Genomic DNA, 24,575 nt, shown 5'->3' with positions numbered 1-24,575 from the left:
GTTGTGTTTTTACGAGACTTCTATTGCGAGACTGTTACTATGTTGAACTCGAACAAACTTCTGAACCCTGAAATTCTCAAAAATGTCCCGATTCTGATTGTGGATAACGATCGAGACAGCAGAGACTTATATGCTTTTGTACTGGACGGCTGTGGGGCGCGGGTAACCACAGCAAGTTCGGTCGAGGATGGATTAGCTTCAATCAACAAATTGATGCCTAGAGTTCTGATTTGTGAAACGAGATTTCCGGGCGAAAGTGTGTATCCACTCATTCATCGAGTTAAATATCTTGCGCTTAAGCATGGCAGCAGCATCCCAATCTTGATTACTTCAACTTTTTCCATTGCAGAATTTACTCAACAACCAAGATTCAAGACTGAAGCGTATTTACTCAAACCCGTGAAGTTAGACGATCTTGTGGATGAGGTTTGGAACCTGACACAAGGGTCAAGACTTCCCGAAATCAGCTGGCTCAATTAAAACATTGGAGAAAAATGATATGTCTGCTTCTTTATCTCAGGGTGTTCTGGTCACAATCATCGGTGAAGCTGTTTTGCAGGAGAGACTAATCCGTCTGCTCTCAAAACTAGGAGTGTCGGGCTATACGATCATTCCAGCACAAGGCGGAGGAAGTCATGGTAAAAGAATGGGAGACATCGCAGGATACAACACCAACATTGAACTCAAAACGATCGTCACCTCAGAAATTTCTGACCAATTACTAGAAGATCTGAAGCAATATCAATCAACTCGTGCTCTGATTGCATTTCGTCAAACAGTAGAAGAATTATTTGATTGAATCTATTGATTAGCTCTATCGTTAGAGAGACTCATCCATTACGCGCTGAGTCATAAGTCGTAAAAGATGGCTGAAGCAACAATTCAAACACGAACTCAAACACCAGGCTGACAGACTTAATGTTGTTGGCGTAATCAGCGTTAGCAATTAACAAGTAAAAGGTGGAATTCATGGCTGATATCGTTGATACTGCTGTCAAAGCTGGTTCTTTCAATACTCTAGCTGCTGCTCTCAAAGCTGCGGGTCTAGTCGAAACTCTCAAAGGTGCAGGTCCATTCACAGTGTTTGCACCCACAGATGAGGCGTTTGCCAAATTACCAGAAGGCACTGTAGATGGATTGCTAAAAGACATTCCGCAACTCAAGAAAATCCTCACGTATCATGTCGTTTCTGGTAAAGTCATGGCGGCTGATGTGACTAAGCTGAAGTCAGCGAAAACAGTTCAAGGTTCAGACGTAAAAATTGATGCCTCGAACGGAGTTAAGATCAATGACTCTCAGGTAACAGCCCCCGATGTGGCGGCAGACAATGGTGTCATTCACATCATCGATACGGTACTTATCCCTGCGTAAGCAAATGTTGAGGAGTAAACATCCAGAGATTCAGCCATAGTAGCTGAATTACTTTCAGCTCTCACCTTTGTCTTCACGTAACCAGGTGAGAGTTTTCTATCCATTCAATCACTCTAGAACTACGACTTCACGTTGCCTAGTCAGTTGGCTCACAGTTTTTATCTTAACTAGGGTTATCAGAGGTCAGTATGAATCCATCGATCGAACTCACGCTAGAGCAAGAATTCAGTCTCAGAGATTTCACCGATCAAGTTCATCAGATGCCCCGTGAGCAAGCTCAAGCATTTCTGATTGTGCAGTATCGGCTTATGCTAGTTCAGAAAACGATGTATTTAGGGCTTCTAAGGCAGGAATGGAAATTGGAGCCAACTCTCACTAATGGTTAAGCCAGGACGGAAGATATGAATGCTCAAGAAATTGTAGAGCTCTATGCAACAGGACAACGAGATTTTAGCCATGTCAAGCTTGTTCAAGCCTGCTTGACAGAGGCAAAGCTGGTTGGGGCAAAGCTAATTGGAGCTGAGTTAGTGGGTGCCGATCTACGCGGAGCTGACCTAACTGAGGCTCATCTTAACCAAGCAAGACTAAATCAAGCAAATTTAGCCGATGCCGAAATGATTCAAGTTTGTTTGATGCACGCAGACCTGAGCGGGGCAGATCTCAGCGGGGCAAATTTGATCCATGCAGATTTAAGTGGTGCAGACCTCAGTGAAGCGAAGCTAGGTGGATCAAATTTGCAGAAAGCAGACTTGAGTAAGGCAGATCTAAGCGGGGCCGATTTCCGGGGCGCAAATTTGACGGGAGCAGATTTGAGTGAGGCAGATTTGAGTGATGCAGACCTGAGTGGAGCACATCTAAGCGAAGCAAATCTAACGGGAGCAACACTTGACGGAGCCAATATGGACAAAGCGGGGTTAAGTAGAACGATAATGCCCGATGGCAGCATCCATGACTAGATTTCAGAATGATTGTGAGCCCATGCTTGAGCGCAGTGTAGAGGTAGATGTGAATTGTTCTATAGAACAGGTTTACGACCTCTGGGCAAACTTAGAAAATGTTCCACGCTGGATGCCCCTTGTCAAAAGGGTCAGACGCTTACCCGGAGATGAAGAACTATGGCATTGGACGTTTGGTTTAGGCTTTCCACTTCTAACTAAATGGACTTCGCGCATTACTCAACGCATTCCTTTACACTTAATTGTCTGAAAATCGATTTCTGGGCTATCAAATCGCGGTTGTGCCGAATTCTTTCCGAGCGATCGCGGTTGTCGTTTACGTCACGCTTGCTTTCGACCTACCCGGAGGAATCGTGGGAGCCTTATTAGAGAGAATCGGTGTGGATCGTTGGTTAGAAGCAAATTTAGTAGAAAGCTTGAATCAGTTTCAAATCCAAATTGAAGCAGAAGTACTTCGACAGACTGTTCGATCGGGTAGTTAGGAAAGTCTAGAATAGAGATACAGCGATCGTACTACGCGTCGCGAGGCGACAATATGAACGCTAATGAAGTCCTCAAACGGTAGGCAGACGGGCAAAGAAGTTTCAGAACGCAAGGTTTAAAGAACTTGAGCCTTATGAGAGCAAATTTAAGCGGGGCTGATTTTACAGAGCCAAGTTTAGCTGGAGCAGATTTGACTGATGCAGACCTAAACTATACCAATTTGAATTAGGTAACTTTGAAAGAACTAACGAGCGAAGCAACCTTAAAAGGAGCTATGCTGCCATTGGCAGCATTTACAACGATTTTTTGGAATCTGCTAATGACTTGGGTACTTAATTAGCTACTAAAATACAAGAACTTTTAAGTGGAGGGAAGAAGATGACGAAAGAGAAAAAAGGCAATAGAGAAGCTAAAAAGCCGAAGGCAAATTCTCAAGATACGAAGAAACAGAAAAAAGACCCGAAAAGGTACGATGGAATACAACTGAACAATTTCGGAACTTAAAGTAGAATCTGATTCTATTCCCTACTTTTCCAGTAAGTCAGGGTGACTAGCTTGCTTCTAACTTCCACTACTAATTTGACAATCAGTAGATGGAGGTTTTTTCTGTGCTTTGCAATTCAAAGTCTAAAGCTATTAGTCGTCTTAGAGACTTTATTTTTACCACGATCGCACCCTTTTACTACCAAGTCCACATAACTTTCAAGTTCATAGGCTCTGTAGCTACCACGTAGAAAATGACTTTTAATATGCCTACTTCAACCCATATTTCTCCAAGAGTTCTGTCCCGATCCAATCTTAGTCTTTCCGGCAAAACTACGTTCGATCGCAGTACAACGAGCCAGCATATCTGTCCTTGCTGCTCCTATGTTCTCCTCCGCCATGTCAGATCAGACGGAGTGTACTGGCACTGTAGTCATTGTCATGCAGAAATGCCAGTCTGGTGAGTTCTGTTGCAAAGGTTTTTAAGTGACAAACAAACTGGTCTTGTTCGTATTTCTTAAGCAGTAACTCCAAAACTCTCATTGATGAATGCTGCTTGAGATACACTGTCCCCTCGAGGCACTATCAACTTAACGGAGCAGATTCAAAATTAGGCACGATAATTCCTGAGCAGTCTTGATCCCTCTGATTACGCAGCAGAATTTAGCCCAGCAACTTCTCGCCAATCTTCAAATCGTTGGCGTAGCTGTTCTCGATATCATTTCGCACTCAGTTCATGTTGCTTCGGGTGAAAGTGTCCTCGGATGGGTCCAAATCTGGAGAGAAATCGTTGCGCTTGCCCTGGAGATTTGAATCGTCGCATTCGTCGCTCTCGCACTCTGGTGGGTTGATGCGAATTCTCTGCCCGGTTGTTCAGTCCTTTATGCTGTCGATGCTCCACACGCTTCATCACTTGTTTCTTCGCCGCTTCATAGCTCTTCAGTTTGTCGGTGACCATCACCCGCGGCACGAAACCTTGTTTCTTCAGCAGCTTACGGAAAAACCGTGCTGCTGCCTTTGTATCTCGATGGCGTTGCAGAAACACCTCCAGCACGTTCCCCTCTAAGTCCACCGCTCGCCACAAATAATATTGCTGCCCTTTGATGTTGACGACCACCTCATCGAGATACCATTTATCTGCAATGTAAGGTCGTTTACGACGCAATTGATTCGCGTATTGCTGCCCAAACTTCTGACACCATTCTCGAATCGATTCGTACGTCACCTCGATGCCTCGGTACAACATCATTTTCTCGATATCTCGGTAGCTCAAGGGAAAAGTGTAATACAGCCAAACGCAGTAGCTAATAATTTCGCCAGGAAATCGATGACGGGAGTACATGGGCAAGCAGGCAAGGTCAACGCTGAACCAGTACGATTATTCTACACTCGGGTTAAGCTGACAATGCCCAACGTTGAACCAGTAGGATAATTCTACAGTCCGGTTAACCTGACAGTACCTTTCAAACATATTATAGTCGTCCTTGAAAAACTCAAAAGCCTAATAAAATCAACATTTGTAGCCGATAGAAACAATCAAAAAATTGCAGTTAAATCGCAATTTCAGCCTGGAAGAACTGTAAATCCCGTCGATCAGATGAACTATGCTGAGCTATTTCAGGGAGATCTATCTGATCTGGTTTGCGCTCGATCATGCTTGCATCGGGCCTTTAGGGGCTCTTCGTCAAATCTGCCAAAATTCGATTTTTTCAAGGACGACTATTATAGGAGGGCTTCAACGAGTCATTTCGCGCTGTAGCAATAGTCGCTGGTAGGCGATCGCAAAGTCTTCCACTGTAATTTGTAAAGCACTAGGATCACTCAAGCCTTGAACACGATAGCGACGAACCGCCTCCAGCGCTGCTTGATTGCTGAGCAGTGCTAAATCTGCACCGTTCCATCCCTCGGTCTGCACCGCAAACGATTCTAGATCCACATCCGCTAATGGACGATCGTGATTATGAACTTGCAAGATCTCAAGACGGCTCCCTTGATCGGGTAGATCGACTTTGATCTGCAAATCCAATCGTCCGGCTCTCAATAAAGCAGGATCTAATATTTCTGGGCGATTGGTCGCTCCAATGAGAAGCACGTTAATATAGTCATGCAAGCCGTCGAGTTCGGTGAGGAGTTGACCCACCACGCGATCGCTGACGCCTGAATCGCTTTGATATCTCCCTCGTGCAGGCGCAAGCGTATCAATCTCATCCATAAATACGACACAAGGCGCTGCCTGCCGTGCCTTAGTGAACAATTCCCTCACCGCTTGTTCGGAGGCTCCAACCCATTTGCTCAGCAATTCTGGACCATTCACTGCAATGAAGTTCGCCCGCGCTTGAGCGGCAACGGCTTTCGCTAACAACGTTTTTCCCGTTCCAGGCGGACCCCATAGCAGAATGCCGCGAGGTGCTTTGGCTTTTGTGCGATGATACAGTTCGGGATAGAGTAACGCCCCTTCGACGGATTCTTGCAGGGTTTGCTTAACAGAATCAAGTCCACCGATCTCATCCCAGGTCACTTTAGGCGCTTCAATCTCAATCGATCGCAGCACCGCAGGTTTAATTTCTTTGATCGCCTGAAAAAAATCCGCTTGCGTGACGGTCATGCGATCAGGCAAGGGACCCTCTAAGGTTGGTAATAGTCGCCGCAGGGCAAGGTAAGCAGCTTTTTGCGTCAAAGCTTTGAGGTCTGCGCCAACCATGCCGCCTGCTAGATCTGCGATCGCATCGAGATCTACGGATTCATGTAACGGCATGGCAGCGGTTAGAATTTCGAGAATTTCCAAGCGTCCCGCCCGATCAGGAACCCGAAATGCAATCTCGCGATCAAAGCGTCCAGGACGGCGCAGTGCGGGATCAAGATGATCCGGGCGATTCGTTGCAGCCAGGACAATAATGCCTTTCGTTTTTGCGAATCCATCCATCAGGCTTAACAGTTGCGCGACAACTCGTTTTTCGACTTCCCCTTCCGCTTTGGCGCGATCGGGCGCAAGGCTGTCGATTTCGTCAATAAAAATAATGCAGGGGGCAGAGCGAGTCGCTTTTTGAAAAATGCTCCGCAGTCGAGCTTCTGCTTCCCCATAGTATTTGCCCATTACCTCCGGACCCACAAGCGCAATGTAGTTGATATCAAGATCAGCAGCTAATGCTCGCGCTGTGAGCGTCTTGCCAGTTCCAGGAGGACCTGTGAGCAATACCCCCGTCGTCGGTTCTAACCCCAGGGCTGCTAATAGTTCAGGACGCTTAAGGGGAAGCTCCACCAGTTCGCGCAACTCGCCCAGTACCGATGATAGTCCACCCACTCCAGTAAGCGTGGGTGGACTATCATCGGTACTCGGTGGCGTGATGGGAACTGTAGAGATGGAGTCCGTTGATGGCTCGTGGGTTGGACGGCTCCGCTCAGTCACGCGAATGTCAGGCTCTTTCGGTTCGCGCCCTTCGATCACTCGGACGATATCCAGCAGCTCTTCAAAACCTTGATCGACGAGGGATTCCAGCTCTGCAAAAAAGTTATCCATACACCTTGCCTACCTCTATCTTCAGTATAGAGAGTTGCGATCGAGTCGGTGGACGTTGGATGAAAGCCTTAATGAGATAAAAAAGTTAGAGTACAGATTTCCAATGGCTCACCTCGGTAGATAGAAGCCACGATCGTGCAAGAGATCAGATTGCTAGAAGTCAGAACACTGTTGCAACATCGAATTGCCAATGAGGTGTTGCTAGAAACTGGCGATCGTTAAACCAAGGAAAACATTGAGAGAAAGTCTAAGACAATGTGCATTGTAACGATCTCAATCAACACACGATAACCCGCGCCGCAATTAACAAGTCACAATCCAAGCGTAGGTCAAAACGCCAATCACCCCTAAGCCAACCACAAGTTCCCGTTGTTCCTGCCAAATCCGACTCACACTACCTAGTAGAAAACGAACTGTGGCACGACGTTCCTGACCCAACTCTGCCATCAAGATTTTTACTCTCGCATCTACCTCTTCTAAAGAAACTTCACCCCGTTGGTATGCCGCCTCTAGCTCGTTCAACCTGCACCAATATTCGTTGGTTGATTCCATTAAATTGGGAATCATCGCGATAATCACTTCAATGTTTAACTTTTGTAAACACCTTAGCGTGAAGGTGAAAGCGGTATGTTCGATCGAAGGTTAGAACCGTTGTCGCCATTTAGTTAGAACCGCTCCTCTCTCTGCTGATGGAAGTACCCTCGATCGCGACAGGTTGTGTAGAAGTCTTGCTGATCCCTCAAGCTCATATCTACACTGCCAGTGAATCTGACAAAGTACACCCTTTGAGCACTCCTAATGGCTTAGGGATTAGCTGAGCGATCGAATCCGATTTCTCAACTGCGGGTGCGATCGTCAAAACTTCTGAAGAGAGAGGAATTCCTACTATGAGCAACTGGCATCCCACAGCGTGTATTTTATGTTCACGAAATTGTGGTCTTCTTGTCCAGGTCGAAGCGGGGCACTTAGTCAAAATTCGGGGAGATCAAAATCACCCGATTAGTGCTGGCTACCTTTGCCAGAAAGCGGCGCAACTAGATCATTATCAGAATCACGTTGATCGATTGCATCAACCGCTGCGCCGAACCCCAGATGGAAGGTTTGAACCCATCTCTTGGGACACTGCTATTGCCGAGATTGCTGATCGATTAATCGCACTCCGAGACGCACATGGTACGGATTGCCTCGCTTACTATGGCGGCGGCGGTCAAGGGAACCATTTGGGCGCGATGTACAGCAGTGCATTTCGTCAGGCAATGGGAATTCGGTACTACTACTCTGCCCTAGCTCAGGAAAAAACAGGCGATTTCTGGATCAATGGCAAACTCTTCGGGCGACAGAGTTGCCACATCACGGAGGATATCGAGCATACCGACTGTGCAATCATTATTGGCACTAATCCTTGGCAATCTCATGGCATCCGCAATGCTCGTCGAACTTTGAAGCAGATTGCGAAGGACCCGTCGCGTACTCTGATTGTTATCGATCCACGTCGGACTGAAACTGCACAACTCGCGGATATCCATCTTCAGTTGCGTCCAGGTACCGATGCCTTTCTACTCGCAGCGATGTTAGCAACGATCGTGCGTGAAGGCTTGGAAAACCGCCAATTCTTGCAGCAACACACCGTGGGATTCTCAGAACTGCGTGAGGTGCTGTTGCAGGTTCCGATCGACGAATACATTGCACAAACCGGACTCGCACCAGAACAAGTCTTTGAGACTGTTCAACGGCTAACTAGAGCAAAATCCGCCTGTGTTCGGGTAGATTTGGGATTGCAGCAGAGCCGCAACAGCACCCTGAACTCCTATCTAGAGAAGTTGCTCTTCTTACTCACCGGAAATCTGGGTAAGCGAGGAGGCAATACCTTTCATAGCTTCTTTCTCCCGATCGTCGGGCACTCTGAACCCAAGGGTAAAGCGCGATCGCTGCTCAAGACTGCTGTCACGGGTGTCGCTGAAATTGCCGAACTGTTTCCCCCGAACGTCCTTCCAGCAGAGATCGACACCGACCATCCTCAGAGAACTCGTGCCCTGATTGTCGATAGTGCAAACCCGATCGTTTCAGCCGCAGACACACAAGCCTATCGTCAAGCTTTTGAGAAATTAGAGCTACTCGTCGTCATTGATGTCGCAATGACGGAAACCGCTCGATATGCTCACTACATCCTGCCAGCCCCTTCCCAATTTGAGAAATGGGAAGCTTCATTTTTCACTTTAGATTTCCCGAAGAATGGATTTCATCTCCGCAAGCCCCTCTTCGCTCCCCAATCTGACACACTACCGGAGCCAGAGATCTACCGACGCTTAGGAATTGCGGCCGGAGTGGTACCCACGTCATTTCCCCTGCTCACAGCAGCCGCTCGTTTGCATCGTCGATTCCCCAATCTCGGCATCTACTACTATGCGCTGATTAGCGCGATCTCACTCCGACCCAAGCTGAATCAGATTGTTCCCTTTGTCTTGCAAGGATCGCTGGGCAAAACGTTACCCGATGGCGCAGATGCAGCGGCTCCCTTCTGGGGTGCAAGTCACCTCTATGTTCGGCAACATAGTGCAGCCGTCGCTCGCACCGGACTCAAAGGACGAGGGAAAGCACTGGCAGAAGCCCTCTTTGAGCGAATTATGACAAGTCCTAGTGGGACAGTGTTGAGTCATCACCGCTATGAAGACACATGGTCGTTTATTCATCATCGGGATGGTCGGGTACATCTGCTCATTCCTGGGATGATCGAAGCACTTCAAGCCCTTCCCAATCAATCGGATGCAACTTCGGAAGACTATCCACTGATCCTAATTGCGGGAGAGCGACGTGCCTACAACGCCAATACAATTTATCGCGATCCTGCCTGGAGAAAGGAGGATTCCGATGGGGCATTGCACATTCATCCATCGGATGCGGCTCGTTTCGGATTAGAGGAGGGTATGATCGCAACTTGTGAATCATCTCGCGGAAGTATCCAGGTTCGGGTTCAGATCAGCGATCAGCTCCGTCCCGGCGTGGTTAGCTTGCCGCATGGGTATGGTCTTGACTATCCCGATGCAACCGGACAGCGCACTTCACACGGTCCTTTGATTAACCTTCTCACCGATGCCAAGCACTGTGACCCCATTAGTGCCACACCGTTTCACAAGTATGTGCCCGTTCGCTTGAAACCCGCATCACCCTGAGCCGCCATCAAGCTAAGGTATGCAAAAAACTTCAGGAGAGCAGTTGCCCACTCCCCTGAAGTTTCACCATGCTGACTGTTCTTGATTTCAGGTCTGTCATCCATACGGGTCATCGGATGATCACCGTACCGTTTATGCTGAGTCTAAGCCGGAGCAGTTTGTACGCGATTCTGTAGCAGATTCACGATCGCAGTTTTTTCCAGCAAGCCCACTAAGACATTGTCCTCTTGGATAACAGAGAGTGCCGTTAACTTACGTTCTTCCAAGAAGGTCACCACTTCTGATAGGGGACGATCGCTCTGCACCATTAAGGATGGATCAAGCGGTTTTACAAGGGATTGAACCAAGGTTTCAGACCAGAGCTCACTCGGAATTGCTTTCAAATCGTCGATGGCAAGAGTACCAATGAGTTGCCCATCAGAATTCGTGACTAAAAACTTCTGCCATACCCGCTGATCCAGAATCCGCTGGTCGGCAAACGCTCGCAATGTTGACGAAGCAGCAACAACCGGACTACTTGCGCTAACTGCATCAGATGCCGTCAGCCCTGCTAATTTATCCAAGACCACACCAGATTGGGCAGCTTGACTAGCATTTTGGAGTAAGAACCAGCCAATCAGGATATTCCAGAAGTTCAGCCCACTGCCAAAGACAACTAGCGGCAGAAGTCCTGATGCGATCGCCAGCCAACCGATCAGTTGACCCACCCGACCTGCAAACTTCATCCCTTTGTAAGGGCTGCCCGTCACTTTCCAAACCAATGCTTTCAGAATGTTGCCACCATCAAGCGGCAAACCCGGAATGAGATTAAAGAGCGCTAACGCTAAGTTAACCGAGACCAAGACGCCCAAGATTGCGGCAGGTGCGCCAGATACCTCAGTACCGACTGCAAAAAGCGTCGCTAAGCCAGCGAGGAGCAAACTGACTAAGGGGCCTGCGATCGCGACCTGAAATGCCTCGGCTGGGGTTTCCGACTCTTTTTCTAAACTTGCTAATCCCCCAAATAGGAACAACGTAATGGATCTAACGCCCACGCCCTGCTTCAACGCTACAAAGCTGTGTCCGAGTTCGTGAGCCAGCACAGAGCCAAATAACAATAGCGCTGTGAACAACCCTAAACCCCAAGATAGCCCTGAGGGTAAATTTGGGAATTGGGCTGCCAATCCTGAGCCATAGCTGAAGGTGACTAAACCCAACACCAAAAACCAGGACGGGTTGACATAGAAAGGAATTCCAAACAAACTGCCGACACGAATGTTGTTATTCATATCGGGTACCTCCGCTGTTATGAGCGCCTTTGCTCTTTCTTCTTTAATGTAACGAAGTGTGAAACACTTTCTCATTTTTCTACTACCGTAATTACCGTCTCTTTCTGGTTCGTCTCAGGGAGGGAAATACGGATTGGAATCGCTATTCTCCAGTGCGAATTTTCTGAAATGCTCCTCAGTTTGCTTGTGTCTATGAAAAGCAAGCGATTTGGGACAATATAATGGCTGAACTCACTGGAAAAGTCATTTACGCAGGCGAAGTAGGGTATGCAGATGCGCGTCTGAACTTCAATACGCGATTTGCTGCCTCGCCACTGGCGATCGTCTTCTGTCAGTCTGTGCAAGATGTCGTCAACGCTGTAAATTGGGCGCAGATGAGCGGAGTTCCAGTACGAGTTCGGGGCGGACGGCACAGTTATGAGGCGTTTTCGGTTGCAGATGATGCGCTGATTATTGATCTCAATGACATGGAGCAGATTCGATTCGATCGCACCACAGGACAAGTAACCATTCAAGCTGGCGCAGAACTCGTTCCGATTTATGAAACCCTTGCCGCAGAAGGGGTAACCATTCCAGGTGGGTCTTGTGCAACGGTGGGCATTACCGGATTGACACTAGGAGGCGGCTATGGATTACTCGCTCGCTGGAAAGGATTGACTTGTGATAGCTTGCAATCTGTGGAAATGGTAACGGCTGTGGGAAAACTCATTGTCGCCAGTGCGACTCAGAATAGCGATCTGTTCTGGGCATTGCGGGGTGGTGGAGGTGGAAATTTTGGTATTGTGACGGCACTGAAGTTCCAAACTCATGCGATCGATAAAGTCACCGTCTATCAACTCAAATGGGATGCTAGCGAGATAGAGCGAGTGATTCAACAGTGGCAAGCTTTTGCACCAGAGAGTGACGATCGCCATACGAGCATTTTGAAACTCACACCGGGAAGCTCGGTCTACGTGGTGGGGCAATTTGTGGGAACCGAAGCAGAATTACGCAATGTACTCGCGCCTTTATTCTCAATCGCACCGAAAGAAAGCTCGTTCGAGACATTGCCTTACTTGGGAGCAATTTATGCCTTTGCTGGGTTGAAGCCAGATTATCCAAAGCGCTTAGCCCATTGGCATGGTTCACAGACGAAATTCAAGAATGCTTCTGATTATGTTGCTCGTCCATTGGATGCAAAGGGCATTGCGACGATTGTTCAATTCCTTAGGCAAGCGCCGAGTCAGAATGTGGTGCTGCAATTTGATAGTTATGGTGGCGCGATCGCCAAAATTCCCTCTGGTGCCACCGCTTTCTTCCATCGCCAAGTGAAGTGGAACATTCAATATCAGGCATATTGGACAAAAACGCAGGAGCAGGCTGCTCACATTAACTGGGTGCAGAACTTCCGCTCAGCGATGCAGCCGTATGTCACCGGGGGATGCTACGTAAATTACTGCGATCGCTCGATTAAAAACTGGCAAACCGCCTACTACGGAAGTAATTGGCAACGATTGAAGCAGGTAAAACAGCAATACGATCCGGGTAACTTTTTTAGTTTTGAACAAAGTATTTCTGCTTATCCTGGCGATCGTGGACTTGCCTAAGCAATCAATCGACGATCGAGGCGGCAATCGAGTCATTGCTTACTCAAAACATTGCGTTGATAAATTCGTTGGTAAATTGTGCTTGAGATACACCGAAGGAACTTCAGCGACAGGAGGAGGACAAGTTTCGTTGTGAGGCGAAGTAGAGCCGTCTTGTAAAAGCATTTCTTATGTAAACTAACTCAACACTCAAAAGTTAAAAAAGTTAAAACAGCCCCTATGCCCCCAAAAATTCAAGGTGCGATCGCCGCAGGACACGCCAAAACCGTCGAAGCCGGGTTAGAGATGTTTCGGCTGGGGGGCAATGTCTTTGATGCGGTTGTGGCAGCAGTCATGGCATCTTTTGTCGCTGAACCCACTTTGACTTCTCCCGCAGGCGGTGGCTTTCTGCTCGCGCATACGCAGGCTGGAGAAAACGTTCTATTTGACTTTTTCACTCAAACGCCACGCCAGAAGCGCCCGCGAGATGCAGTTGATTTTTACCCAGCGCAAGTCAGATTTGGCAGCGTTTCACAAGAGTTTCATATTGGGCTGGGTTCAATTGCCGTTCCGGGCACGATCGGCGGACTGCTGCACGTCCATCGACGACTGGGACGGTTGCCGTTAGCTTGGGTCGCTGAACCCGCCATTCACTACGCCAAAACTGGAGTTGAAGTCACTACCTTCCAGAGCTACTGTTATCAGATTTTGGCACCGATTTTGCTCAATAACCCTGGCTCACGGCAGGTCTTTACCGTGCAAGGAGCGTTACCGCAGCCCGGAGCGCTGATTACGATGCCCGATTTGGCGGAAACGCTGTCCTACCTAGCGGCAGAGGGTGCCGACGGCTTCTACAGGGGCGAGATTGCCCATCAGCTTGTGAAAGACTGTCAAGCGCAGGGGGGCTATTTAACGCTAGCTGATTTGCATCATTATCAGGTAATTGAGCGGCAGCCGCTGACAACCAGCTATCGCGGCAGAACTTTTCTCACCAATCCACCGCCCAGTTCCGGGGGAGCACTGATTGCTTTTGCGCTAGCATTGCTAGAAGGCACAGATTTGCCAAAGCTGAAATTTGGCTCGACTGAACAAGTGCGCCTGTTGGCTCGCGTTATGCAGCTAACTAACCGAGCCAGAGCCGATGGTTTTGATGCCAATCTCTATCAGGCTGACGTAGCAAAGCAATTTTTAGCGTCTGCCCATTTGGCTACCTATGCCCAGCAGTTAAGTCCTCATCCAGTCAATAAATGGGGCAGCACAACTCATCTTAGTGCCATTGACAGTGAAGGCAACGCCGCCAGCGTCACGACTTCTAACGGTGAAGGTTCGGGTTATGTGATTCCGGGGACGGGAATCATGACCAACAACATGCTGGGAGAAGCCGACCTGCATCCGCATGGCTTTCACAGCTGGCAGGAGAACGTCCGTATCTCCTCAATGATGGCTCCAACAATGATTCTGCGGCAGCATCAGCCAGAGATTGTGCTCGGTTCTGGCGGCTCTAATCGAATTCGCACGGCGATCTTGCAGGTGATTTCCAATCTGCTAGATTTCAACCTGTCGGTAGAGCAGGCAGTGAACAGTCCGCGAATCCATTGGGAAGATGGAGTATTTAACCTGGAACCAACCTCTGAGTCACTGGTGGTTGACCGCAGCATTTTTCCATTTGATCAAGTGCTAGAGCTGTGGCAGCAGCAAAATATGTTTTTTGGTGGTGTTCATGCCGTGACTCGTAGCCAAAGTGGAGAGTTTGCCGGGGCGGGTGATCGACGGCGAGACGGAGCGGTTGGGATTCTAATGGATTGAATCATGGGCGTGATTGCAGCAGTGCAATCTAGAGGGGAGAACTGATAACTACCATCTGTTAGATTAAGTTGCATCTAGGTCAAGCCCACTCATTATCAGGATATCAGGATTCGGAGGTTCATCCTCTGTCGTCTCTTGAGTATCCTGTGTTGTCTTTAAAGCCTGGTACCTAGGGCGAATGCTAGAAACCGCTTGTAGACTTACAACGGAAATCCTCAGAGCGCAATCTGAACCTTGTGGCGGTATCGCACCAGAGATTACCCATGTGGGTACCATCCTCGTTCGGGAATGCAATCGGCTGGTATTGATGCTCCTATAGATGTCAAGTGTTTTTTGTGTTCTTAAGCCTGACTCACGTCAGGCACTTCGGAAGTTGAGCGTGGCTTGCGAATGAGGTGATAAATCTCTCTTGCCACGTAGCGTTTGAGACAGCGAATGATCTCTCGTTTCGACAGTCCTTGTGCGGTGCGACGGGTAACGTAGTCCTGGGTCGGCTGGTGCATCGCATTCGGACAATGACCACGCGAAATAGGGCAGCATTCGCCTGACGGTTCCCACCTCGGTTGAGGCGATGCCGCTGAGTTTTGCCGGAAGACGCTGGAATCAGACAAACGCCGCACATCTTGGCAAAGGCAGCTTCAGAATGGACGCGCTCGGCATTCTCACCAAAGGTGATCAGCATCTCGGCGGCCGTATCGGTGCCAATACCAAACGCTTGCACTAATTCAGGGGCTGCTGCTTGAGTGAGCGTTGTCAGGTGCTGGGTATGCGTTTCAATTTCCTCATGCAACTGTGCCCATCGTTTTGCCATTGCCGCGAGGGCATAGCGCATTGCCGCTATCGGCGTATCAAGTGTCCCAACTTCGAGTTGTTGACACGCTTTGATCAACTGAGGAGTGGACAGGGGTTCCAACTGTGCTCGTAGTGCTGCATCGGCGGTGACAATCATCGCTTTGAGTGCGACCATGACTTGTGTCTGTGCTTTGACGGCGGTATCTCGTGCTGCTTTGAGAATCCGGATCATTTCCACTGCTCCTTCACTCGATTTCGGCGTTGCTGTGGCTTGTCCAGCTAGCACTTGTCGAGCCGCATCTTCTGCATCGAGCAGATCATCTTTGCCCTACAATCGTTGCTGTCCTCGACGACAAGGGCGGCTCACTTCCACCACTTTCAGTCCTTGACGACGCAGGAACTGGGTCAGACCCTTGCCATATGATCCGGTTCCTTCTACGCCAAATGCAACCTGTTGTCCGAACGTCTTCGCCCAATTCAACAATTGTTGGTATCCTGCTGGCGTGGCAGGCTCGATGCGCTCTCCTAATCGTGTGCCTAAGGCATTCAGAGCCACCGCAGCGTGAGTGTCTTTGTGTGTATCTACACCGATGATGATCTGAGTCGAATCAATTGTGTTCTGTGTCATCGTTCACCGCCTGATTGAAGAGCAGAACTGCTTGCAGGACTGGGTGAGCGGACAAGACTGCGATGGGACTTTTTCAAGCCAGGCTCCTATCAGGTCACGATGCCCAAGCCACACAAACAACAAGGGTCTTTCTGCTGCCAATCGACAAATCAATACAAAGGCACAAAGCCGGTCAGGTTATGAGTCAGATTGGCAGCAGAAAGACTCTTCTATCCTCGCAGTCAGGTTAATCGGAACGTAGAATAATCGGACTGATCCAATCCAATGTTGATCGCATCTGCTTGCCCATGTATTCCCGCCATCGATTTCCCGGTGAAATCATCAGTTACTGTGTTTGGCTGTATTACACTTTTCCCTTGAGCTACTGAGATATCGAGAAAATGATGCTGTACTGGGGCATCGAGGTAACCTACGAAACGATTCGAGAATGGTGTCAGAAGTTCGGACAGCAATACGCCAATCAGTTACAGCGCAAGCGTTCCTACATCAGGGACAAATGGCATCTCGATGAAATGGTGGTCACAATCAAAAAGCAGCAATACTATTTGTGGCGGGCGGTGGACAGTGAAGGAAACGTGCTGGATGTCTTGCTGCAACGACATCGAGACACGAAGGCAGCAGAGCGATTCTTCCGTAAGCTGTTGAAGAAACAGAGCTTCGTGCCACGGGTGACCGACAAGCTGAAGAGTTACGAAGCGGCAAAGAAACGAGTGATGCCAAGTGTGGAGCATCGACAGCACAAAGGGTTGAACAATCGGGCGGAGAACTCTTACCAATCGACCCGAGTGCGAGAACGACGAATGCGACGAAGTCTCCAGGGAAAGCGCAACGATTTGTCTCTACTGCTGACCCGATTCGATCCCACTTTCATCCCAAGCAACATGACCTGAGTGCAAAACGATACCGAGAACAGATGCGCCAACGCTTAGAGGATTGGTGAGAAATCACTAGTGTGAAAGATGTTGCGTAAACTGGAGTGAGACTGACGATTGAGGGATGACCGTGCTTAATTTTAACTACTCCCGGTTAAGTTGACAGTACCGTTTTTGATATCCTCTAAAGATTGCTACAGATATAATTTGAGCACAGCCGCTTTTATGCTGAACCTTTACTGCTAGGCAAGGAAAATTTCAATGCATGACTTTGTTGGGTTTGATTTTTCTGATGATGGACTCAATCGTCGTGTCTTCCACAAAGGCGATGGACCTGCTGTTATTCTTATGCATGAACTACCGGGAATGATTCCAGAATGCGTTGACTTAGCGCGGCGCATTGTTGATGCAGGCTTTACAGTCTATCTACCACTTCTTTTTGGCAAACCGGACGCACCGCTCTCAATTCCCAACACGGTAGCCTACACAGCCCAACTGTGTATCAGCGGTTATGTCGCAAAAATGGTAAGGTGTGGAAGCCCAATTTTCTCTGATCCTGCTCAAAATGACGGCGAACTCTCTGTTCAAATGGCATCATTTTCTCCCAGAAATCATCTTGCTGAATGTGCGCTGGTATTGTCGTTATTCTCTGAGCTACCGAGACTTAGAGGAAATGATGCAAGAGCGCGGCGTCGAGGTGGATCATTCGACCCTCAATCGCTGGGTACTGAAATTCGCGCCAGAAATAGACAAACGCATCCGTCCATTCTTGAACCCCACGAATGATTCCTGGAGGGTTGACGAAACGTACATCAAAGTCCGAGGGGAGTGGAAATACCTGTACCGTGCCGTGGATTCTGAGGGCAACACGTTGGACTTTATGCTGAGTGCGAAGCGGAATGGGAAGGCGGCGGCACGCTTTTTTCGCAAAGTGCTGGGAGCAAAGCATACTCAAACTCCCCGAGTGATTAGTGTGGATAAAAATGCTGCGTATCCCGTGGCGATGAATGAATTAAAGCAAGACAAGACATTGAAAACTGAGACCGAATTACGGCAAAGCAAGTATTTGAACAACGTCATTGAGCAAGACCACCGCAACATCAAACGGGTTGTCATACCGATGCTGGGATTTCAGTCGTTCAACACAGCAAGGAGAACGCTACGAGGAATCGAGGCAATGGCGATGATGCGCAAAGGGCAAGTGAAAGGGATCAGTCGAGGGAATAGTGTGTCTCAAGCCGAGTTTATCAACAAACTCTTCGGAGTGAGTGCTTAAAGCAACGCGAACGAGACCCGTTCGTTTGTCACTTTAAGATCTTTGCAACAGAACCATCATTTTTGCGACACAACCAGCCAGTCTACGGGTATAGATTTCCCAGTCTCGCTCATCCCATTTCTCCTGCCTGAAACTGAAAATGGACTCCTGGTAATCGGACTCGACAGCTTTCAAGGGTAATTTTACAAGTTTCACTCTCGACGAGAAGCCTGACTCACTAATTGAGCGACCATCTCAATCCATTCACCGGCTGAGTCAATTTGTACAAGTGCCCTCAAATAGCCTGGTAATGAACTAATCAATTTTACAATTTGCCATACTTTAGATAGACGAAAACTACAAATGATATAACCTACGTTTCTTGTAATGTAAATGCCTTGCAATGCTGGTGTTTATCATTATGCATCTGAAATCAACTTCTGCACTGAGTCCGACTGAGTCCGAGTTCTAGTGTACTGATTACTACCGCATTTGATCAAAGCGTGACGAACTAGCCTATTTGTCTCCGTTGTTCTGCTGGTTTACTTCGTCGGTTTACTTCATCCTATCCAGTTGGGACTTTGTATTACTGTTCTAACTGTCATGGATCAATGCTTTGTCGTCACTGTAGAAGATGCGAAGGAAATCTAAAAGATTTCAAATTGCTTATTTGTACAATGCTTCTCACTGCATCAAGGTCAACTATAAATTATTAAAGAAATTTATGAGAGTACTACTGCTCTATCCTCAATTTCCTCAGTCCTTCTGGTCTTACGATCGCTTCATGGAAATGGCTGGATTGAAAGCAGTGATCCCACCGCTAGGAATTATTACAGTTGCATCGTTACTGCCATCCGATTGGGAAATTCGGTTTTTCGATCGCAATGTTAACTGTGAAACCGAAGCTGATTGGGAATGGTGTGATCTCGTGATTCTTTCAGCCATGCTGGTGCAAAAGCCAGACTTTCAAGCATTGATTCGCAAAGCGGTTCGGTTCGGTAAGAAAGTAGCCGTAGGTGGACCCTATCCTACCTCTGTGCCTCAAGATGCCCTCGATGCTGGTGCCCATTTCTTGATCCTAGATGAAGGGGAGATGACGGTTCCTCAATTCCTGGAAGCGATTGATCGTGGCGAAACTCAAGGAATCTTTCGTTCCCTTGAGAAGCCGGATGTCACCCAAAGCCCTGTACCACGCTTTGATTTGCTGCAACGAGATGCCTATTTGATGATGGCAATCCAGTTTTCACGCGGATGTCCCTTCAACTGCGAATTTTGTGACATTATTTCTCTCTATGGTCGCAAACCTCGCACAAAAGAACCTGACCAAGCCTTGGCTGAGTTGCAAACCCTCTATAACCTGGGTTGGCGTGGCTCACTCTTCATTGTGGATGACAACTTTATTGGCAATCAGCGAAACGTCAAACGCTTCCTGCGGGAACTGATTCCCTGGATGCAACAGCACAACTATCCGTTCAGCTTTATTACGGAAGCCTCAGTCAATTTGGCAGAGGATGATGAATTGCTCCAATTGATGAGTGAAGCAGGCTTCTTTGCCGTTTTCCTTGGCATTGAAACTCCTGACCAAGATAGCTTACAAGTCACCCGCAAACTGCAAAACACTCGTAATCCGCTTGTGGAAGCCTGTGACAAAATTAATGAGGCAGGTTTGCTGATCTATGCAGGGTTTATTCTCGGTTTTGATGGAGAACGAGCAGGGGCGGGCGATCGCATTCAAGCATTTGTCGAACAAACCAGCATTCCTCAACCGATGTTAGGCATCCTTCAGGCTTTACCCAATACAGCCCTTTGGGAGCGGCTTAAAAAGGAGCAGCGATTAATTGAAGGCAACAGCCATCCGACAGGTGACCAGAATACTCTAATGAATTTCATTCCAACGCGCCCTATTACAGACGTTGCTAGAGAGTATGTTGAAGGATTTTGGACACTGTATGAGCCTCAGAATTATCTAAGACGCTGTTTACAGCAATGTCTCAAGATCGGTTCCTTGAAAAGCCGAAAGCAAACCATGCAATTTCCGCTGAGTAAGGGGTTGCCACTGGTTGCCCAACTAATCTGGCATCAGGGAATATGCCGACCAGAGATCCGGAGACAATTCTGGTATCAACTCTGGATTATTTTGCTCAAGAAACCGCAGGTTCTCAATATGTATTTGGGATTGTGCGCTGCTGGAGAACATTTTTGGGAGTACCGTGCGTTAGCGAGAGAGAGGATTACTCAACAGCTCGGTTATGATCCGCTTCAGAGAGCTGTAGCATCTGATCTAGCGCCAATACTCATATAGTAGCCTAATAGGGTATTGGAGTGTGCTATAGGTTACAGCCAGGCAGGCATTTCTTGATAACAATGGCTACAACGCCAGTACACATTTCCCGATCGTATAGGTCGAAGTAAAACATAGGAACAGCATGGGCAAATATGCCGATTTGTCATACTTCGATCGAGCGCGTTCGATGAGACATGACCTCGCATCAACTGAGGCGTTGATTGTAGAGGGACAGTAATTAAAGCTAGCATCTTAAAGATTTTTCCTAGTGTGGAGAGTAGAGTTGTAGCACTCCCAATTCAGGTTGTGTCGCAAAGACTTTAAAGTAACAAACGAACTGGTCTCGTCCGTATTGTTTTAAGCACTCACTCCGAAGAGTTCGTTGATGAATCTTGCTTAAGATACACTGTCCCCTTGACTAATTTCTTTCACTTGTCCTTTGCGAACCATAGCCATTGCCTCAATTCCGCGCAAGGTTCTTCTCGCCGTGTTAAACGATTGAAAGCCCATCATCGGTTTTACAATTCGTTTGATGTTCCGGTGGTCTTGCTCAATGAGGTTATTCAAATATTTGCGCTGCCGCAATTCGGTCTCGGCTTTCAATGTTTTCTCTTGCTTCAATTCATGCATCGCCACGGGATACGCTGCATTTTTATCCACGGTAATCACTCGGGGAGTCTGAGTATGCTTGGCTTCTAACACTTTGCGAAAAAAGCGGGATGGCAAGGCGGCAGCCCGCTTCGCACTGAGCATGAAGTCCAGCGTGTTGCCTTCCGAATCCACCGCTCGGTACAGGTATCTCCACTCTCCTCGGATTTCGATGTAGGTTTCGCCCACCCTCCACGAGTCGTTCGTGGGCTTCAAGAACCCACGAATCCGCTTGTTTATTTCTGACGCGAATTTCAGCACCCACCGATTGAGGGTCGAATGATCCACGGCGACTCCGCGCTCTTGCATCATCTCCTCCAAATTTCGGTAGCTCAAGGAATAACGAAGTACTAGCGTACATTTAGCAAGATGATCTCAGGCAAAAAGTGCCGCCATTTGAACAAGGAATCGGTCGTCATTTAGAGCAGGGCTAGAGAAAATTGAGCTTTCACACCCTACCATTTTTGCGACACAACCCTTTGACGAGAGGCTTTTCGCTTCTCAGCAATTAGGAGGACGAAACAATTGATTGAGGCTCTACGCTAGTAAATATAGACAGAATTTCAACAGTCGTTCCAGGCTAAGTACTCATGTCATCTGAAGCAATCACAAATCTCTCTAAGCAAGAAACTTCTGAAACTGGTGAATCTCAGCCTGAAGCAGTTGAGCCAGAAATAGATAAAGCCCCTCAAGCTGAGAGAGATGAATCTAGTGACGACGCTCCTAACTCTCCTGAAGAAGCACCTTCGCTCGAAGAAGAAAACATCAGTGTTGCCAGAAATGCCAAGGATGTTATCAAAGAAAATATTGTTAGTACAACGGTAGCTCAAGCTTCAAGCATTCCTTCAGCGAATGCTCCTGATCCCAGTGCAGTGAGTGGAGACAATCCCAACGCTCTAAATCTAGATGAATCTAGAATCAGAACGACTAAAGAGAGTATCGAGGGCAAGCCTGGATCTCAAGCAAAACCAGCGAAAGAGAAAACGGCACAGCCAGCACAAGAGAAGAAGTCTAAAGCGCCTGGTGCTGAGACAAAACCATTTGCAGATTTTGTGCAGCAGGACTATGTACCTGCGCTTCAAAACATGCTAGATAACCTAGAGCTTCCAGACGTGAATATCACGTTTCAGAAACAAAAAATGCTGCTTCCGGGCTATACTCACGCCGAGTGTTCACAAGTGATTGGACATTGGAATCGAGGACAAGACCAATTCATTGTTTACTTTTTTGATGACGACGTTCAGGGGCAGCGAGGGTTTTCGCTGGCTAACGCTGGAACGCATTCATCAACGCTTGAGCCATTCTGGATCGATGAACGTAAAGTAAATTTAGATGTTTTGGTAATGGGCGTGGTTCAGAGACTCCATGCTGAAAAGTGGATTGGTCGCAATTAGTCTTCGTGACAAAGTTTTGTGAGCTAGGAATGTAGCGATCGCTTTCTGTGAAATGTAAGTGCTTCTAGATCTTGCGCAATGGAAGAACGTAGTAATCAAGGTTAAATCATGACAGTTCAAGGTGTACTCATCGATATTGACGGCACATTGGTCATCAGTAATGATGCTCACGCTCATGCTTATGTCGAAGCGTTTGCAGAGCAGGGATACGAGATTAAATTTGAAGCAGTTCGTCCGCTGATTGGGATGGGCAGCGATCAGGTGATTCCGCGCATGGTTACAGAACTCGATGGAAAAGAAGGAGTTGGTAAAAAGATTGCCGATCGACGAAAAGAATTGATCATTGAAAAGTTCAGTGCGGATTTAGCGCCTGCTCCTGGTTCACGAGATCTGATTCAACGAATGAAGCAAGATGGCTTCAAATTAGTGGTTGCGAGTTCAGCCACAAGCGAAGAGTTATCGAGCTTACTGAAAGCTGCTGAAGTGGAAGACTTGCTTGGTGAGGAACCGCAGACAACTTCTGATGATGCCGAGGCTTCTAAACCTGAGCCAGATTTGGTACAAGCGGCGCTCAGCAAGGTGCAACTGCAACCAGAGCAAGCCATTATGCTCGGAGATACCCCTTATGATATTCAAGCTGCCTCTGCTGCTGGAGTAAGTGTGATTGCGTTTCGCTGTGGAGACTTTGATGATGCTCAGCTTGTAGATGCGATCGCAATTTACGACAACCCAGCCGATCTACTACAACACTACGAACAGTCACCACTGGGACGACGCGAAGCAGTTCAATCGAAGTAGAAAAAGTCAAGAACAGATAGCGATTTAGGAGGATATGATGGCGAGTAATCAGATTTTGGCAGTTTGGGACTATGGACAAAGTATTTGGATGGATAATTTGACCCGTGATTTGATTCAGTCGGGTGAACTACGACGCATGATTGAAAAACGGGGTATTCGCGGTATTACGACTAATCCAGCTATCTTTGAGAAAGCAGTTTCTGGTAGTAAGCTTTACGATGCTGATATTGAAGTAGGCATTCAAGCTCAAAAGTCAGTTGAGCAGATTTATGAATCGCTAATTTTTGATGATATTCGGAATGCTTGTGATATTCTGCAACCGCTTTATGAAGAGTCAGGCGGCTTAGATGGCTATGTCAGCATCGAGGTTCGTCCGACGATCGCAGATGACACGCAAGCGACGATCGAGGATGCTCACCGCTACTATCAGGAAATCGGACGCGCAAACGTCATGATTAAGATTCCTGGAACGCTGAGCGGGTTTGAAGCGATCGAACGAGTGATCCGAGATGGCATCAATGTGAATGTCACGCTTTTATTTAGCCTGAAAAACTATGTTGATGCGGCTGAGGCTTATTTGCGTGGACTAGAAGCGCGTGTGGCGAAGAATCAGGACATCAGCAAGATTGCATCCGTTGCTAGTTTCTTCTTGAGTCGAATTGATGGCAGGGTTGATGAACTCCTTGACGAAAAGCTTAAGACGGTTGGAACAGATGGAGCGCAATTTTCAGCTCAGTTGAGTGCGGTCAAAGGGAAAGTTGCGATCGCAAATGCCAAACTTGCCTATGAGAAGTATCAAGAACTGGTGAACAGTGATCGATGGCAAGCACTCAAAGCAAAAGGCGCAAATGTTCAGCGTCTACTGTGGGCAAGCACAGGAACGAAAGACCCAACCTATAGCGATGTGATGTACGTGGATGCGCTGATCGGTGCAGATACGGTGAATACACTGCCGCCCGCAACAATCGAAGCTTGTGCAGATCATTGTGATGTTGCCGATCGCTTAACTACAGATTTAGATAAAGCACACACGCTGATCGAGAATCTGAAAGATCCAGACATCGATATCAATCTTGACCAAGTGATGGAGGATGTTGCAAAAGATGGGATTGATAAGTTCATCAAGCCGTACCAGGCAATTATGCAGTCCTTGGAAGGGAAAGTAAAACAACTTGCCTCAGTTTAATTGTCACTTCTTCATGCACAAAGGTTTCTTTGTGAATCTCAGGCATTTCCTCATAAACCTGTCTAAAGATGCGTCATCCTCACCAGTGTTCTAACGTTT

18 protein-coding genes and 5 pseudogenes are annotated in these 24,575 nt (G+C 47.7%); 16 read left to right on the top strand and 7 right to left on the bottom strand.

The window, feature by feature from the left end; genetic code table 11:
• Positions 1-39: 39 nt before the first annotated feature.
• On the top strand, positions 40-480 hold the full coding sequence (locus H6F51_11090) for a response regulator (protein MBD1823023.1): 441 nt from the start codon (positions 40-42) through the stop codon (positions 478-480).
• Positions 481-499: 19 nt separating this feature from the next.
• On the top strand, positions 500-799 hold the full coding sequence (locus H6F51_11085; GenBank protein ID MBD1823022.1) for a hypothetical protein: 300 nt from the start codon (positions 500-502) through the stop codon (positions 797-799).
• A 31-nt stretch (positions 800-830) separates the two neighbouring features.
• Here the strand turns inward: H6F51_11085 and H6F51_11080 are convergent, their stop codons facing one another.
• Complete coding sequence (locus H6F51_11080) at positions 831-971, bottom strand: hypothetical protein (protein MBD1823021.1); 141 nt, start codon at positions 969-971, stop codon at positions 831-833.
• On the opposite strand from H6F51_11080, the gene H6F51_11075 reads away from it, so the two are divergent.
• The 5 genes and pseudogenes from H6F51_11075 to H6F51_11055 all read left to right on the top strand — a co-directional run bounded on the left by H6F51_11075 (position 970) and on the right by H6F51_11055 (position 3,039).
• Positions 970-1,371 carry a fasciclin domain-containing protein gene (locus H6F51_11075; GenBank protein MBD1823020.1) on the top strand — a complete coding sequence of 134 codons (402 nt, stop codon included), beginning with the start codon at positions 970-972 and terminating at the stop codon, positions 1,369-1,371. The two genes, H6F51_11080 and H6F51_11075, sit on opposite strands and share 2 nt — an antisense overlap.
• A 188-nt stretch (positions 1,372-1,559) precedes the next feature.
• Positions 1,560-1,757: an NblA/ycf18 family protein gene (locus H6F51_11070; protein ID MBD1823019.1), complete on the top strand. Its 198-nt coding sequence runs from the start codon at positions 1,560-1,562 to the stop codon at positions 1,755-1,757.
• A 15-nt stretch (positions 1,758-1,772) separates the two neighbouring features.
• Entirely contained in the window at positions 1,773-2,327 is a 555-nt protein-coding gene (locus H6F51_11065) for a pentapeptide repeat-containing protein (GenBank protein MBD1823018.1), read from the top strand.
• Positions 2,328-2,349: 22 nt separating this feature from the next.
• Positions 2,350-2,809: pseudogene (locus H6F51_11060) on the top strand (SRPBCC family protein).
• A gap of 134 nt (positions 2,810-2,943) precedes the next feature.
• Positions 2,944-3,039, top strand: a complete 96-nt coding sequence (locus H6F51_11055) for a pentapeptide repeat-containing protein (GenBank protein ID MBD1823017.1) — start codon at positions 2,944-2,946, stop codon at positions 3,037-3,039.
• A gap of 903 nt (positions 3,040-3,942) precedes the next feature.
• Here H6F51_11055 and H6F51_11050 read toward each other — a convergent pair.
• From H6F51_11050 to H6F51_11040, 3 genes and pseudogenes are all read right to left on the bottom strand, one after another.
• Positions 3,943-4,635: pseudogene (locus H6F51_11050) on the bottom strand (IS6 family transposase).
• A gap of 393 nt (positions 4,636-5,028) precedes the next feature.
• A complete protein-coding gene (locus tag H6F51_11045; protein MBD1823016.1) occupies positions 5,029-6,810 on the bottom strand; it encodes an AAA family ATPase in 1,782 nt (593 codons plus the stop codon).
• Between the two features lie 303 nt (positions 6,811-7,113).
• Positions 7,114-7,377, bottom strand: a complete 264-nt coding sequence (locus H6F51_11040) for a hypothetical protein (GenBank protein ID MBD1823015.1) — start codon at positions 7,375-7,377, stop codon at positions 7,114-7,116.
• Between the two features lie 320 nt (positions 7,378-7,697).
• Here H6F51_11040 and H6F51_11035 point away from each other — a divergent pair, with 320 nt between their 5' ends.
• Positions 7,698-9,980: a molybdopterin-dependent oxidoreductase gene (locus H6F51_11035; GenBank protein ID MBD1823014.1), complete on the top strand. Its 2,283-nt coding sequence runs from the start codon at positions 7,698-7,700 to the stop codon at positions 9,978-9,980.
• 143 nt (positions 9,981-10,123) lie between these two features.
• Here H6F51_11035 and H6F51_11030 read toward each other — a convergent pair whose 3' ends face one another.
• The gene (locus H6F51_11030) at positions 10,124-11,248 is read right to left on the bottom strand and encodes a site-2 protease family protein (protein MBD1823013.1); all 1,125 of its coding nucleotides are present in this window, start codon (positions 11,246-11,248) and stop codon (positions 10,124-10,126) included.
• 221 nt (positions 11,249-11,469) lie between these two features.
• On the opposite strand from H6F51_11030, the gene H6F51_11025 reads away from it, so the two are divergent.
• Both H6F51_11025 and ggt read left to right on the top strand, forming a co-directional pair.
• Complete coding sequence (locus tag H6F51_11025) at positions 11,470-12,834, top strand: FAD-binding oxidoreductase (GenBank protein MBD1823012.1); 1,365 nt, start codon at positions 11,470-11,472, stop codon at positions 12,832-12,834.
• Positions 12,835-13,053: 219 nt separating this feature from the next.
• The gene (gene ggt, locus H6F51_11020) at positions 13,054-14,619 is read left to right on the top strand and encodes a gamma-glutamyltransferase (GenBank protein MBD1823011.1); all 1,566 of its coding nucleotides are present in this window, start codon (positions 13,054-13,056) and stop codon (positions 14,617-14,619) included.
• Between the two features lie 341 nt (positions 14,620-14,960).
• On the opposite strand, the pseudogene H6F51_11015 reads toward ggt, so the two are convergent.
• A pseudogene (locus H6F51_11015) lies at positions 14,961-16,039 on the bottom strand (IS110 family transposase).
• Positions 16,040-16,326: 287 nt separating this feature from the next.
• On the opposite strand from H6F51_11015, the pseudogene H6F51_11010 reads away from it, so the two are divergent.
• The 3 genes and pseudogenes from H6F51_11010 to H6F51_11000 all read left to right on the top strand — a co-directional run bounded on the left by H6F51_11010 (position 16,327) and on the right by H6F51_11000 (position 20,468).
• Positions 16,327-16,979 (top strand): annotated as a pseudogene (locus H6F51_11010) (IS6 family transposase).
• A 497-nt stretch (positions 16,980-17,476) separates the two neighbouring features.
• Positions 17,477-18,187: an IS6 family transposase gene (locus H6F51_11005; GenBank protein ID MBD1823010.1), complete on the top strand. Its 711-nt coding sequence runs from the start codon at positions 17,477-17,479 to the stop codon at positions 18,185-18,187.
• Between the two features lie 703 nt (positions 18,188-18,890).
• Positions 18,891-20,468 (top strand): B12-binding domain-containing radical SAM protein, encoded by a 1,578-nt coding sequence (locus tag H6F51_11000; GenBank protein ID MBD1823009.1) that lies wholly within the window; start codon positions 18,891-18,893, stop codon positions 20,466-20,468.
• Between the two features lie 378 nt (positions 20,469-20,846).
• Here the strand turns inward: H6F51_11000 and H6F51_10995 are convergent.
• A pseudogene (locus H6F51_10995) lies at positions 20,847-21,473 on the bottom strand (IS6 family transposase).
• 215 nt (positions 21,474-21,688) lie between these two features.
• Between H6F51_10995 and H6F51_10990 the strand changes: the two are divergent.
• From H6F51_10990 to tal, 3 genes are all read left to right on the top strand, one after another.
• Positions 21,689-22,492, top strand: coding sequence for a DUF2996 domain-containing protein (locus H6F51_10990; GenBank protein MBD1823008.1), 804 nt, complete (start codon positions 21,689-21,691; stop codon positions 22,490-22,492).
• A gap of 108 nt (positions 22,493-22,600) precedes the next feature.
• Positions 22,601-23,290, top strand: a complete 690-nt coding sequence (locus H6F51_10985) for an HAD family hydrolase (protein ID MBD1823007.1) — start codon at positions 22,601-22,603, stop codon at positions 23,288-23,290.
• Between the two features lie 37 nt (positions 23,291-23,327).
• Complete coding sequence (gene tal / locus H6F51_10980; protein ID MBD1823006.1) at positions 23,328-24,476, top strand: transaldolase; 1,149 nt, start codon at positions 23,328-23,330, stop codon at positions 24,474-24,476.
• The last annotated feature ends 99 nt before the right edge of the window (positions 24,477-24,575 follow it).

The organism is Cyanobacteria bacterium FACHB-DQ100, assembly GCA_014695195.1.
GTDB lineage: Bacteria > Cyanobacteriota > Cyanobacteriia > Leptolyngbyales > Leptolyngbyaceae > Leptolyngbya.
Note: the sequence above shows the minus strand (reverse complement) of the source record. Positions and strands in the feature narration are given on the sequence as shown.